Genomic DNA, 14,457 nt, shown 5'->3' with positions numbered 1-14,457 from the left:
TTAGCTTCCCGAACTTGCATCGGTTTGTGGTTGATCGTCCTCGATCCACCCCTCGATATCCAGATAGACGTCCCGAAGCTCCTCCTTCATCTCCTCAGTTGCCTGCCACATCCCCCTCTCCACTGCCTCGAGCAGCCTCTCGGCGATGTTCTGCAGTGCGTGGGGGTTCACTTTTTTCAGCCACTCCTGCATATCCTTATCCAGAGCGTACTTGTTCGCCAGCTCCTCGTACATCCAGTCCTCCAGGACCTCGGCAGTGGCATCCCAGCCGAAGGCGATGTCCACCATCCTGGATATGTCGCCAGCGCCCTTGTAACCATGACGCTTCATGCTCTCGATCCATTTGGGGTTGAGGATACGGGCCCGGAAGATATGCTTGGTCTCCTCGACAGTGCTCCTGGTCTTCACCCTGTCAGGATCTGAGCTGTCTCCGCAGTACGAACGGGGAAGCTCGCCTTTCAGGGCCTTGACGGCTGCGATCATCCCGCCGTGATAGGAGTAGAAATCATCGCCGTCCAGCATGTCATACTCCCGGGTGTCCTCGTTCTTGACCGTCAGGTCGAGACGGCTGAGGCGCCTTCGGAACTCGTCGGGAACGGTCGCTCCGAAGTTTTTGCGACCGTAAGCATAACCGCCCCACTTTACGTAGATCTCGGCCAGGTCTTTCTCATCCTTCCAGTTCTTGGAGTCGATGGCATCTGAGACTCCGGCGCCGTAGGCTCCGGGGCGGCAGCCGAATATGCGGTAGCAGGCCAGTGTCTTGGCCTGTTCTCCATCGATTCCAGCGGCCGTCTTCTCAGAAATGTCTGCAGATACATGCTTTGCCAGGAAGTTCTGCTCCGGCGGCTCCTTCTGCTCTGCCACCAGCTCTACTGCTCTATCAACAAGATGCACGATATTTGGAAATGCATCCCTGAAAAAACCGCTGATGCGCAGCATAACGTCTATCCGAGGACGCTGCAGCTCCTCCATGGGAATGAGCTCTATCCCTGTTACTCTGCCGCTCCTCTCCTCCCAGACCGGCCGAACCCCCATGAGGCAGAGGACCTCGGCAATGTCGTCTCCCTTGGTTCGCATGGTGGGACTGCCCCAGATGACCATTCCCAGGGATTCCGGATAGCAGCCCTCGTCCTCCAGATAGCGCTCAAGCAGGGCGTCTGCCTGGGCGACGCCCACCTTCCAGGCCGCCTGAGATGGTATGGCCTGGGGATCGACGGAGTAGAAATTTCGTCCCGTGGGCAATATGTCCGCCATTCCCCGGGTGGGAGCCCCGGAGGGTCCGGGCGAGACGAATCCTCCATCTGAGGCGCAAAGGATGGCTGAAAGCTCGTCCACTGTCGCATCTATGTTGGGCGCGAGCGTCGTGGCTATGTAATCCAGCACCTTTTCAATCTTGGGATTTCTCTTTCCCAGGATCTCTTCCACCAGTTCTGGAATCGTCCCAACGGCAAACCCCTGCTCATGGAGACCGGACACCAGCCGCAGGGCGAGAGAGTTCAGATCATCAATCACCTGCCCGCAGGTCTTCGACCCGGAAACGATCTTCCCCCTATTGTCCAGAAGATAATCATAATCATAGCCCATGGCCTCTGCCAGAGACTGCCGGAGAGAGGGTACCTGACCGTTGGCAAGCCTGGTGAGCGCAACCAGGAACTCGTCCAGGCGCGAGCCCTCGGGCGGCTCGCCAAGGATATGGAGGCCGTCCCTGATCTGAGTGTCCGCCATCTCGTGCAGATATTCGTGCAGCTTCTCCAGGAATTTATCGAAATCCGAGAACGCTTCTTCCTCTTCAATCTCCAGGTCGTGGTCCAGCTTTGCCTCGCAGACCTTATCCCAGATCATCTTCTTCTGTGTGGGCAGCTTGGATGGATCCTCGGAGGCGGCCTGGTAGTAATCGGCGAGCATCACCTCCAGCTCCGCCATTTCATCATAAGCATCGGCATTATGCATGACAGGAACCAGATGGTCGATGATGCAGCAGTAGCTCCTCCTCTTGGCTTGAGTCCCCTCGCCGGGATTGTTGATGATGTAGGGATAGATGTTGGGCAGATCTGATATTGCGATATCCGGGAAACATGAATCCGAAAGCCCAACCGACTTTCCCGGAAGCCATTCCAAGGACCCATGCTTTCCGATGTGCATCACGAGATCGGCCCGGAAGACATCTCGAATCCAGCGATAGTAGGCATAATAGTGGTGGGGAATGGGATGATCGGGGCTGTGGTAGATGGCGGCCGGGTCCTCCAGAAAGCCGCGCGGGGGCTGAAGGCCGATGAAGATATTGCCGTTGATGACTCCTGGAATTATCAGGTTTTTCTTATGAACAAAAAGCTTTCCCGGCGCCTCTCCCCAGGCGGAGGTCATCTTCTCCTGTACGGCCACGGGAAGCTGCTCGAACCAGTCTTTGTAATCACCCTCAGTAACGGAGTCTATTGCCCTCTTAGCCAGCTCTTCCGGGCTTCTCCAGCGCCGGTCGAGGGTAAGCCTGCTCTTCACATCCTCGATCAGGGCCTGGCCATTCTCGGGCATTCTCTCGATCGTATATCCCGCATCATCCATGGCCTTCATGATGTTCAAGACCGATACGGGCGAGTCCAGGCCGAATGCGGTGCCTATGCGGTCGTCCCGGGGAGGGTAGTTGTGGAAGATGATTGCCACCTTCTTTTGGGAATTGGGAATATGCCGGAGCTTTGCCCAGTTAAGGCTCAGGCGTACGATCTTGTTCGTGCGCTCGGGAAGCGGCTCGAACCGGATGACCCTCGCCCCGGTCAGTGGATCTATGTCCGTTCTCTCCCTGGCCGCTACAGGGACGGTGATCAGCATTCCGTCGAACTCCGGCATGGCGATTCCCATGGAGATGTCCATGGGGCTGCAGCCCTGAAGCGACTCATTCCAGTCAGCAAGAGTGTTGTAGGTCACAATGGCCTTAAGCACAGGCACATTCAGCCTTTTTATGAACCACTCCTCAGATCTGGCGACCTCCTGCCCCTCGCCGGTGTCCGATCCTTCCCAGGGTTTGATGGAGAGCGAGAACATGAGGGTGCTGATCAAGACGTCTATTATAGGCCGGCCGTCCTTCATGAAGAGGTTTTCCACCACCCACTCTGCTCCCTTCGTCCCCCGCTCGACGTCCTTTGCGGCATGAAGGAAGACGGGAATGACATTTGCGCCTTGCCTCTCGATCTCCTCAATCAGCCTGTCGATGAAGAGTGTGTTTCCCGCCTGCCAGAGGCTCTGGTAAAACCACAGGCCCACAGTCGGCCTGCCGGCAACGCACTTGCTCTGCAGATACTCCTTCAGCGTTGGTACGTGGTCGAAATCCGGATGATAGATGCCTTCCCAGATGGGCCTTGCGGGCTCGGAGAATTCATAATTCGATCCTATGAAATAGTTGGCCAGGTAGAGGATGAGGCTATAGAAGTTCTTCCGTCCACCATAATCAAGATACTGAGATACTTTCCTGTAGATGGCATCGTCTACTGTTGACAGCTTCATTAGCTCAATCTCAGGCTCATTTGAAGCAGACTGCGCATAGATGGAGACACTGCTATCTTGCAAGCTCTGGACCAATTCGTCAAAGGAGGAAAGGCTCTTCTTCCCCCCGTGCAGATTGAAGATGGCTATATGGCAGCTTCTGGCAAAATGCTCGAACTCTTCCCATTGATCGACGTCTTTTAAGTCTTCCCCGGATCTGACGGCCACCTCCGCTACCTCTCCATGCTGGCGGATCAGCTCTTTTAAGGCAGATATGAGAGGGAAGACGTCGCTTGCTTCCTGTGTGGTGACATAGGCAATCTTGACCTTCTTCGTAATAATCCATCCCGTAATCTCATTAGCATAACGAAACATTTTTTTAGTTAGAGCTAGTTGAATTGATTAAATAAAGCTTTCGAGAGACATCAAATAATTCAGCGAGAATGAATCAAATGACTCCAAATTGCAGTGAAGCCGCTAATAAAATGCCCTGTGAAGAGCTGAAAGTTGCCCTCGTTCATGCATCAATTTCCTGGAAGGAGAAAGATAAAAATATTGCCAGACTATTGGCTTTGAACAGAGAGGCGGCTCAAAATGGCGCCCGTCTCATCGTGAATACCGAGCTTGCCACTACCGGCTATGCCTTTCTAAGCAGAAAGGAGATTGCTCCTCTCACAGAGAGCATTCCCGGGCCCACTACTGAGGCCTTCGGCCTAATTGCGAATGAGTTTGGCTGCTATATCTGCATTGGCCTGGCTGAGCACGACATGAGAACGGGCATATTCTACAATTCAGCGGCCTTGCTGGGGCCAACCAAAGGTGTAGCGGCCAGATACCGCAAATTATCCCCCGCCTTTCGGGAGAATCTATGGGCCGCTAAGGGCAACCTCCCAGTTCCCGTGGTTCAGACCGAATTTGGCGCGCTCGGTATGGTGATCTGCGCCGACTCATACTCATATAGACCGGCGAGGATTGCTGCCCTGCAGGGAGCCAGGATCCTGCTGGTTCCGGCTAACTGGCCTCCTGAGCACCATAATCCTGAAAGATTCTGGCGGGCCAGATCCCTGGAAAACGGCATTTACGTCCTGGCATGCAACCGAACGGGAATGGACAAGACGATGGACTGTAATGGTGCACAATCCTTCATAGTAAATCCTCAGGGAGAGACGGTAGCTCAGATGAGCTCTCCTGATGATACCATCATATACGGCTCTTTGCCGCTAAATGGCGTCACGACGCAAAATGCTTTGAGCGGGAGAAGGCCTCAATGCTATGGAAACATAACCCTGGATCCATACTCTCACATCAGCATCGATTTCCTTCTCGGTTTGCCGCAAGCCGCCGATTTTACAGCCGCGACACTGCAGTTATGCTCTGAGCCCCGGAATGTAGTAGAAAATACAAAAAGGGCGATTAGGCTCATAGATGATGCCCTGGCCAAGGCTGCCAGGGAGAAGGGAACGACGATCAACCTGGTCGTCCTGCCTGAGCTCTCCACCTCGGGGGCGATCTTCGGTGCAGAGGTGGCAGAGATCTGCTCGGAGGAGATACCAGGCAAAGTCACCGATCTATTTTCCCAAAAGGCAGGTGAAAGAGATCTCTTCATCGTTCTGGGCATGGCTGAGAGGGATGAATTGGGATTCTACAACAGCTCCGTCCTGATCGGTCCCGATGGAATTGTGGGCAAGTACAGGGCGGTCCACCTCTCTTGGCGCGATAGGAACTGGGCCTCCCCCGGCGACGGCGGTTTTGCAGCATATGATCTCCCCTTTGCCAGGATAGGAATGCTCATAGGCCATGACCTCCTGTTTCCGGAGGCTGCAGACTCGCTGGCAAAGCTTGGCGCCGACGTGCTCTGTGTGCCTGCCCTCTGGGACGATGCTAAATCCAGATTCATATGGGAGGCGAGGCTGAGCGAGCAGATGCATCTGGCCGTCGCCAATCAATGGGGAGACTGCGCCGGGCTCCAGGCCATTGGAGAGAGCCTTTTATGCAGCTACTCCCGATTTCAGGAAAAGGTCATCCGTCTCTCTTCTCCGCCGACTGGAGATGCCATCAATATCGCAAGGCTCGGAACGAAGGACTCCAGAGAGAAGAGGTTCCTGGAGAACATAGACTACGACGTGCTTTTGGATTTATCAAATGCTGGAAAATCCAGTAATGGTTCACAAAGGAGGCCAAAAAAATGAAGCTTGCACAGTTCTATGATGGAATTGAGCTATATCGAGAGGAGAAGATAGTCTATGCCAGGCTCATGACTCCTCACCGGGTCCTGTCCACCTGTCGCAGTTCCGCTGGCGGGATGCATGACGACCTCATGTATCTTTACAACCACCAGTCCTGTGAGCCGGCAGGAGGGCACATGAACGCCAGGATGTACCGGCTGGCGGTTGACAGTCCGGAGGATTACAAGAGAGAAGTGGCCGACCGCCACAACCTGCCTTTCCAAAGGTGTGCCACGCTTGGAACTGCAGCCAATATGAACAACGCCGCCATCTGCATCGAGAGGTTTTGCGATCTTGAGGTCGTGACAGTATGTACCGGTGGCGTGGAGGGAAATGCAGGCAGGGCAGGGGATCCGGCCACCTATTACGAGCCGCAGGATGATAGCGCAAAAGGACAAATAGATCTGGAATGCGAAAGAAGACCGGGAACAATAAACGCCATGATCTTCCTCAACCGGGAGCTGACACCGGGCGCCATGGTCACCGCAGTCATCACCGCCACTGAGGCCAAGACTGCTGCCCTTCAGGAGCTAGTGGTTGGATCCAAATATTCAGAGGGTCTTGCTACGGGCACTGGAACAGACCAGATTGCAGTGGCATCAAAACTTGGGGGAAAAGCAATATCGTTTGCCGGCAAGCACTCGAAGGTGGGCGAGCTCATCGGTCGCACCATGCACGACGCCGTCTTAGAAACGCTCGCCCTACAAAACGGCCTGACGGCTGCGGGCCAGTGCTCCTCACTGGCCCATCTGGAGAGGCTGGGAATTGACAGCAGGGAGATGTGCCAGGGAATTGGAGAGTTTCTGTCCAGGGACAACGCCGACCTCTTCGAGAAGAGCTTCTCGAATATAATCAAGGATCCTCTCACGGTAGCAGCCGTGGCGGCTCTCGTCCATCTGCGGGACAAGTTCGTATGGGGCACTCTTCCCAAAAGCTGTATGCCAGAGGTCATGGCCCTTTACGGCGCACAGATTTCTGCGGCCGTTTCAGGCAAAAGCCACCGCATTCACGATTACATGCAGGTGCTCTCCTCTTTGCACAAGTCACTTGATAAGCATGTGTTCCTGGAGTTCGTATACCAGGCATTTGCTCTTGGTTTTAGCGAGAAATGGACCGATCCGAAGAGCGAGATATGCGAAGGGACCGGGCTTCGGGATGAAGAGGCAGCAACAATGCGCTAGTAGCAACATTTTTTTTCATTTTATAAAATCTCGCCTTTGGCAATAGACTCCAAAGCTCTGGAGATCAAGGGCAGCATCTTCGACTCGGCCTCGATCATGTAGCTGCCTGGCCTGACGCTTCCGCTCCGTCTGCCAGATGTTATCCAGAGCAATTTGCACGGAGATCCGGAGGCATCCCCTCGGCAGCGCCTGGGATCTCCCAGAAGGAATCCTCGGTCCTTAATAAAAATCCCTGCTGGGTCAAGGGCCCTGATCTCCTTGATCAGCGACTCGATAGCGTCCTCCTCGCCTTCGATGATGGCTCCAAAGCAAGTCTCTTTTACCTCTATGCCATGCTTTGATTCGTAGATCATCGTGGATACGTCACAAGGTAGGACGTCAGTGCATTCAGGGGATAGTATCACGTACTTTGTAACTCTCATGTTCGTGGTCAACAGCATCCTTTTTCCTTTTTTCATCCATATATATGGCGCGAGGGAAATCCGGTCTTCAGGCCGGAGAAGCTGACATCCATAACATTGGCGAAGCCCTCGCAATAATTTGCGAGGTTCGCCGCAGTTTGACTTGGACCCATTTCGGGTGTCTATGCTGGCATTCTCCGGGTCCTTCTCGCAGCTCTGGTTCAGGATCTCCCATGCCCTCTCATTGGCCGCTACAGCCTCTTCTTCATTGCCCAGGAAATAAAGAGCCATGCACCAGCGTTTTTCTCAACTAAACGCCCTTCATGGATAGACGTACACGCCGTCCGGCTCCAGGCCGAAGAACTTTTGGAGAAGCTCTCTATGCACTGCCTCGGGATCGATATCTTTGAAGAGGTCGGGATGGAACCATTTGGCAAGGTAAAGATCTCCGACTACCGAGCGTATGCCGCTTGCCACAGGGTTGCCGAGGATATAGACCCGGCCATCTACGATCGCCTTCACATCGCCAAGTTCGGGCCGGGAGAGGATCTCATCTCTCGTCTTCTCCATGTTATCGGTCAAATTTCCTTTTTCAGTGGAATAGTCGTAACGAATGATTATATCAGGGTCCTTCTCGACGAGCCATTCTGGATCCATTGTGGGATACTTGACTGGCTCATCGGCAACTATGTTTATCCCACCTGCAGCAACTGTGAGGTTGTGGAAGAGCGTTCCATTGCCCATGCTATAGTAAGGCCTGGACCACTCGAAGAAGACCGCAGGCTTATCCTCCTCCTCGAGACCAGCAGTGCGTTCCTCGATGATGCCCTGATACCTTTCTATAAAGCCGATGATCTCCTCTGCCCGATCAGCTTTATCCAGCAAAACCCCAATATGTCTCACAGGAGTGGCCACCGTTTTTGAATCCCAGGTGGTCTCTACAATCACGGGTATGCCCGCAGACTCTATCTTCTTCCGATCGTCGTTGGACAGCATGCTGTCGGCTATTACCAGATCAGGATCTAGTTTATGGATGAGCTCTATGTTTGGCGTATAGGAGCTTTCTGCCACCACCTGCACATCCGCAAGAGCTGGTGGAAAGAACGAGTATGAGTCGCGCCCAACGATCTTATCGCAGGCGCCAAGGGCACATATGATCTCTGAGGCACGAGAGCTGATCGAGGCTATCCGTTCCACAGGAGTCGGTACATCGACAGACTGCCCCCTGCCGTCGACGATGGTTATCATCTCTGCCTTTGCGTCCTCACATGCCCCCAGGAAGCTCAAAAGCATAAGGGCTATGAAAAGGCCAGTTAAAACTTTGCCAGTCACCTATTTCAACTCCACTAAAGTTATCTTGAATATCATGGATAGACGCACTTCTCCGTTAGATCTTCACCGAAAAATTCATCGAGAAGCTCTCTATCCACTGTCTCTGGATCGATATCCTCGAAGAGATCCGGATGGAGCCATTTAGCGAGCCAAAGCTCTCCGACTATTGAGCGAATGCCCCATGCTACGGGATTTCCCAGGACATAAACCCGGCCCTCCTTGACCGCCTTGACATCGCTCAATTCGGGCCTGGAGAGAATTTCGTCATGAATTTCCTTCATCTTGTCAGTCAAGTTCTCTTCAGCGGTGTTAGTAGCATAGCTGAAAATTATATCAGGATCTCTCTCGACGATCCATTCAGGGTCCATAATTGGATATTTGATAGGCTGGTCGGCAGCGATGTTTATACCACCGGCAGCGATTGTGAGATTGTGGAATGTCGTTGCTGAAGCCATGGTGCTATATGGATATCCGATCTCAATATATACTGCAGGCTTATCCTCGGACTTCAGATCTTCAGTACGCTCTTTTATGATATCCTGATATTTTTTGATGAAGTTTATGAGCTCTTGTGCCTGTTCTTCTTTATCAAGCAAAATCCCAAGATGGCTCACAAATGCCTCTATGGTGGTGGAGTCCAAGGCAGTCTCTACGATTACCGGTATGCCCGCAGCCTCTATCTTCTTTCGATCGTCTTCAGAGAGCATACTGTCCGCAATCACCAGGTCGGGATCGATCTTATGGATAAGCTCTATATTTGGACTGTAGGAGCTCTCAGCAACTACAGGAACATCTTTCAGAGATGAAGGAAAGAAGGAATACGAGTCGCGCCCAACTATCCTATCTTCAGAGCCAAGCACAGAGATGATCTCAGATGCACGTGATGTGATTGAGACTATTCTATCCACGGGAAGCGATATGTTTGCTGATTTTCCGGTTCCGTCCACTATGGTAATGATATCATCTGTCCCCTCACCCGTGCCCACACAGGCCCCCAAGAGGCAAAAAAGGATGAGGGCCAGGAGAGCGCCTCCCAAAAGTTTGCCATTCATGTTTACCAGCTCCTTAAATGTGAATCTTCATACCTCTGGATAGGCCCATGCCCCTTCCAGATTGAGCCCGTAAAACTTCTGCAGCATATCCTTTTCCACCGCTGCCGGATCGATATCCTGGAACAGTTCGGGATGGAACCATTTTGCCAAATAAAGCAGATATCCAACCATTCGAGGCCCTCTTCTGATAGAGAGATGGCTTATGTAGACCCGTCCGTTTCTGATGGCGTTGGTTCCTTTCAGCTCCGGCCGTGACAGAATCTCATCCCTCTTTGAGAGCAGCATCTCGACAGTTGCTGGAGAAGTAGAGGAGACCTGAGAGATGATTATATCCGGGTTATTCCCAATCAGCCATTCTTCGCTCACTGCCAGCCTGCCCAGATCCTCACCGTGGGCTATATTTGCGCCCCCGGCAAGAGCTATACCCTCATCCGCGGCTGTGCAGGCTTTGGTCATATATTTTCTAAAGGCGCATTCGTTGTAGACAAGGGGTCTGCTCTCGATATTCAGGCTCCCGATCCTATCTCTGATAAGGTTCGCATATCTCTCCAAAAAATCTACGAGCTCTCCCGTCTTCTTCTCAGTAGCAAGCATCCTGCCCAGGTTCCAAGCGTTGCTTATGAGAGCCTCCAGCTCGCAGCCAGTCCCAATGACGACTACAGGGATGCCTGCAGACCCTATCTTTTCAAACTCCTCCTGCGGGACGCGCCTGCCTGTGACCACGATATCGGGGTCCAGATCCAGCACCCGCTTTGCGCTGATCGTCCTGTAAACGCCGCTCCCAACCGCCGGTTTCTCACCAAGCGCAGGAGGAAATGTGGAATGATCATCCCGTCCCACGATCCTGTCGATGCAGCCGAAGATGCAGATAAGCTCTGATGCTATGGGCGTCAGGGAGACAATTCGGCCGGGTGGAGATGGTGCTGCTCTGCTAATTTCCCTATCCTCCAAATCTTTTGGGTGATAGATGCCCTCATCGATCCTATGCGCTGTCATCCTCAATCATCCCCTCTATCTCCAGATACACCTCTCTCAGTTTCTGTTTCATCTCGTCTGTTGCATTCCACATATTCCGGTCTATTGCCTCCAGGAGACGCTCAGATATATTCAGTAGAGCATGAGGATTCACATCCTTGAGCCACTCCTGCATCTTTTCGTCCAGGGCGTACCTGTTGGCAAGCTCCTCGTACATCCAGTCCTCCAGAACCTCAGCTGTGGCATCCCAGCCAAAAGCAATGTCCACCATCCTTGACATGTCACCAGCGCCCTTGTAGCCGTGGCGTTTCATGCTCTCGATCCATTTGGGATTGAGAATCCTGGCCCGGAAGATGTGCTTGGTCTCTTCAACGGTATTCCTTATCTTCACCCGCTCCGGGTCTGAGCTGTCACCGCAGTACGACTTGGGCAGCTCCCCCTTGATTGATTTGACTGCAGCGATCATGCCCCCATGGAAGGAATAGAAATCGTCGCCATCAAGCATGTCCCACTCTCTGGAGTCCTCGTTCTTCACAGTCAGATCCAGCTGGCCAAGCCTCCTCCTGAACTGCTCGGGCACAGTTATGCCGTAGTTCTTCTTCCCGTAGGCGTAGCCCCCCCAGGTGATGTAAATCTCTGCCAGATCGTGCTCGTCCTTCCAGTTCTTGGAGTCGATGGCATCGCACACTCCTGCACCGTAAGCGCCGGGGCGGCAGCCAAAGATCCTGTAGCATGCCTCCTCTTTTGCCTTCTCAAAGTCGATTCCCTGGCCGACCTTCTCAGCGATCTCTTCTGCCACATGCCTGGCCAAATAGTTGGATTCAGGCGGCTCCCTCAAGCTGGCCACCAGCTCCACTGCCTCGTCGAGGAGGGTCACGATGTTCGGAAAAGCGTCCCGGAAGAAGCCGCTTATTCTGAGGGTGACATCTATGCGGGGTCGGTTCAGGTCCTGCAGGGGTATGAGTTCCAGGCCGGTTACTCTTCCGCTGCGCGGCTCCCATACGGGCCGAACTCCCATGAGATAGAGGATCTCGGCCACGTCATCTCCCTTGGTGCGCATGATGGGAGTGCCCCAAACTATGATTCCAACGTTCTCGGGATACTTGCCTTCCTCTTTCAGATATCTATCAAGCAAAGCCTCTGCCTGAGCAATGCCTACCTTCCAGGCGGCCTGTGATGGTATCGCCAGCGGATCGACCGAGTAGAAGTTCCTGCCCGTGGGAAGGATGTCGGCCATTCCTCTGGTAGGAGCCCCCGAAGGTCCCGGCGGCACAAATCCGCCTCTGCAGGCGACCAGCGTATTGGTCAGCTCGTTTGTCGTGGAGGCGATATTGGGCACAAGGGTCATGCCGATATACCTTAACACCGCCTCAACATCAGGGTCTGTGCGGCCCACAATCTCTAATAGGACTGACGGGATATCGTCGACGGAGAATCCCGCCTCGTGAAACCGCTTCATGATCTTAAGCGAGAGCTCGTGAACCTCCTCGATGATATGGCCTCCGCTTCTTTCCCCGTCCAAAAGCTTTCCCCGGCACTCCAGCAGATGGTCGTAGTCAAATCCCTGAAGATGAACCAGAGCTTCTCTCAAAGACGGCACCTTTCCGTTCTTCAATCTGGTCAAGGCCACCAGAAATTCTTCCAGCCTGGAGCCCTCTGGAGGTTCGCCAAAGATGTGCAGGCCGTCTCTGATCTGAGTGTCTGCTATCTCATGAAGATATCCGTGCAGTCTCTCCAGGAAACTGTCAAAGTCGCTGAAGGCGGTCTCTTCATCTGTCTCCAGGTCGTGGTCAAGCTTCGCCTCGCAAACCTTCTCCCAGATCATCTTTCTCTGAGTCGGCAACTTTGCCGGATCTTCGGATGCCGCATGAGTATAATCGTGAAGCATCACCTCGATCTGCGCCATCTCATCATAAATGTCGGCATTGTGCATCACCGGAATCAGGTGGTCGATGATGCAGCAGTAGCTCCTCCTCTTGGCCTGGGTTCCCTCCCCGGGGTTGTTTATGATGTATGGATAGATGTTAGGCAGATCGGATATGGCGATGTCTGGGAAGCATGATTCTGAAAGCCCCACCGACTTTCCGGGAAGCCATTCCAGGGAGCCATGTTTTCCGATGTGCATGACCAGGTCAGCCCGGAAGACGTCCCGGATCCAGCGGTAATAGGCATAATAGTGGTGCGGTATGGGAAGGTCCGGGCTGTGATAAATGGCTTCAGGGTTTTCCAGGAAACCACGTGGCGGCTGAAGTCCAATGAAGATATTGCCGTTGCTGATTCCGGGGATTATGAGCTCTCCCTGGTGGACGAAGAGTTCGCCTGGCGGCTCTCCCCAAGACATGACCATCTTCTCCTGTATGGCCCCGGGAAGCTCTTCAAACCATTTTCTGTACTGCTCTGCAGGGACGAGGTCGATCGCCTTCTCAGCCATCATCTCAGGGCTCGACCAGCGTCTGTCGTTGGTGACCCTGGAGATCATGCTCTCGATCAGAACCTGGCCGCTCTCAGGAAGGCTCTCCAGCCCGTATCCTTCCCCTTCAAGGTCACGCAGGATGTTGTATACGGATACAGGCGAATCAAGGCCGAAGGCGGTGCCAATCCGGTCGTTTCTGGGAGGGTAGTTGTGGAAGATTATGGCTACCCTTTTCTCCTGATTCGAGATATGCCTCAGTTTTGCCCAGTTCAAGGTGAGACTGACGATCTTTCGCACCCTCTCATCGATCGGCTCAAATCTGGTTAGCTTGGCTCCGGTAAGCGTGTCAGTCTCTGTCATCTTTTTGGCGGCTACGGGCACCGCTATCAGCATTCCGTCGAATTCGGGCATGGCAATGCTCATGCTCACATCCATCGGATTCAAACCCTGAAATGACTCCCTCCACTCCTCCTCGGTGTTGTAGGTCAGTATTGCCTTAATCACTGGAACGCCCAGCCTCTCGAAGAATGGTTTGTCAAAAAGCTTCTCCTCATCCCTGGGCTTCATGGTAAGGGAGAACATGAGGGTGGAGATCAGGGCGTCTATCACCGGCTGCCCGTCTTTCATGAAATAGTTATCAATCACCCATTCGGCGCCCTTGGTCCCGAGTTCCACATCCTTCAGGCTGTAGAGAAAGACCGGGATGACGTTGGCATCTCTTCTCTCGATCTCTCTGATCAGGCTATCGACAAACCTCAGGTTGTCGGCCTGCCAGAAGCCGCTGTAAAACCACAGACCAATTGTGGGCCTGCCTTCTTTGTAGTTCTTCCGGAAGTATTCATCAAGCGTGGCAATGTAGCCAAAGTCCGGGTGGTATATCCCCTCCCAGGGAGGCCTCTTCGGCTCGCCGACCTCGTAGCTTGTGCCGAGGAATTGATTCAGGCAGTAAAGGAGCAGGTTCTTGGAGTTATCTTTTCCCCCATAGGCAAGATAGCGGAATATCGAGGTATGCACATCTCTACCTACCGTTGAGATGCTCATGAGCTCAGGGTCCAGCTTGGACGTATCCTGGGCGTACATCGGAACATTTGCATCTCTTAGTCTACCGGCTATCTCATCGAAACTGCCAAGGATCGCCTTGCCGCCGTGAAGGCTCAGTATTGCCAGATCCGACCCGACTGCGAAGCTCATGAAATCGTCCATGGTCTTTGGATCGGCCAGATCATCTTTGGATCGGAGAATGACCTCTGCCACATCACCTTTTTCTGTCTCCAACTCCTCGAGCGCTGTTATTAATGGGAATACGTCAAGCCCTGTTGTGCTGATATATGCGATCTTGATCTTCTTCATATTGACATCGCCATTTTTATCTCGGTTATCGTTTGAAATTTTGAAGCCGGTACA

8 protein-coding genes are annotated in these 14,457 nt (G+C 53.3%); 2 read left to right on the top strand and 6 right to left on the bottom strand.

What is annotated here, in order from left to right; translation table 11 throughout:
- A complete protein-coding gene (gene cobN, locus MCON_RS02880) occupies positions 1 to 3,849 on the bottom strand; it encodes a cobaltochelatase subunit CobN (RefSeq protein ID WP_013718545.1) in 3,849 nt (1,282 codons plus the stop codon).
- A gap of 68 nt (positions 3,850 to 3,917) precedes the next feature.
- On the opposite strand from cobN (MCON_RS02880), the gene MCON_RS02875 reads away from it, so the two are divergent.
- Positions 3,918 to 5,663, top strand: coding sequence for a carbon-nitrogen hydrolase family protein (locus tag MCON_RS02875; RefSeq protein ID WP_202795821.1), 1,746 nt, complete (start codon positions 3,918 to 3,920; stop codon positions 5,661 to 5,663).
- Complete coding sequence (locus tag MCON_RS02870; protein WP_013718543.1) at positions 5,660 to 6,880, top strand: adenosylcobinamide amidohydrolase; 1,221 nt, start codon at positions 5,660 to 5,662, stop codon at positions 6,878 to 6,880. Before MCON_RS02875 ends, MCON_RS02870 begins: the two co-directional genes overlap by 4 nt.
- Before the next feature lie 20 nt (positions 6,881 to 6,900).
- On the opposite strand, the gene MCON_RS16595 is transcribed toward MCON_RS02870, so the two are convergent.
- Genes MCON_RS16595 through cobN (MCON_RS02845) form a run of 5 tightly spaced genes read right to left on the bottom strand, consistent with a single transcriptional unit; the run spans position 6,901 to position 14,442 of the window.
- Positions 6,901 to 7,572 carry a methanogenesis marker protein 6 gene (locus MCON_RS16595; protein WP_232844323.1) on the bottom strand — a complete coding sequence of 224 codons (672 nt, stop codon included), beginning with the start codon at positions 7,570 to 7,572 and terminating at the stop codon, positions 6,901 to 6,903.
- A gap of 30 nt (positions 7,573 to 7,602) precedes the next feature.
- On the bottom strand, positions 7,603 to 8,613 hold the full coding sequence (locus tag MCON_RS02860; RefSeq protein ID WP_013718541.1) for an ABC transporter substrate-binding protein: 1,011 nt from the start codon (positions 8,611 to 8,613) through the stop codon (positions 7,603 to 7,605).
- A gap of 32 nt (positions 8,614 to 8,645) precedes the next feature.
- Entirely contained in the window at positions 8,646 to 9,665 is a 1,020-nt protein-coding gene (locus tag MCON_RS02855; RefSeq protein WP_013718540.1) for an ABC transporter substrate-binding protein, read from the bottom strand.
- 27 nt (positions 9,666 to 9,692) lie between these two features.
- Positions 9,693 to 10,661, bottom strand: a complete 969-nt coding sequence (locus MCON_RS02850) for an ABC transporter substrate-binding protein (RefSeq protein ID WP_013718539.1) — start codon at positions 10,659 to 10,661, stop codon at positions 9,693 to 9,695.
- Complete coding sequence (cobN, locus tag MCON_RS02845) at positions 10,648 to 14,442, bottom strand: cobaltochelatase subunit CobN (RefSeq protein ID WP_394296216.1); 3,795 nt, start codon at positions 14,440 to 14,442, stop codon at positions 10,648 to 10,650. Before cobN (MCON_RS02845) ends, MCON_RS02850 begins: the two co-directional genes overlap by 14 nt.
- Between the last annotated feature and the right edge of the window lie 15 nt (positions 14,443 to 14,457).

Source organism: Methanothrix soehngenii GP6 (genome assembly GCF_000204415.1).
GTDB classification, from domain to species: domain Archaea; phylum Halobacteriota; class Methanosarcinia; order Methanotrichales; family Methanotrichaceae; genus Methanothrix; species Methanothrix soehngenii.
This window is presented reverse-complemented; position numbering and strand designations above follow the sequence as displayed.

Coding starts and splice junctions, on each gene's coding strand:
- MCON_RS02850 (WP_013718539.1), bottom strand. CDS start 10,661: ATGACAGCGCATAGGATCGATGAGGGCATCTATCACCCAAAAGATTTG.
- MCON_RS16595 (WP_232844323.1), bottom strand. CDS start 7,572: ATGGCTCTTTATTTCCTGGGCAATGAAGAAGAGGCTGTAGCGGCCAAT.
- MCON_RS02855 (WP_013718540.1), bottom strand. CDS start 9,665: ATGAATGGCAAACTTTTGGGAGGCGCTCTCCTGGCCCTCATCCTTTTT.
- MCON_RS02875 (WP_202795821.1), top strand. CDS start 3,918: ATGAATCAAATGACTCCAAATTGCAGTGAAGCCGCTAATAAAATGCCC.
- MCON_RS02870 (WP_013718543.1), top strand. CDS start 5,660: ATGAAGCTTGCACAGTTCTATGATGGAATTGAGCTATATCGAGAGGAG.
- cobN (WP_013718545.1), bottom strand. CDS start 3,849: ATGTTTCGTTATGCTAATGAGATTACGGGATGGATTATTACGAAGAAG.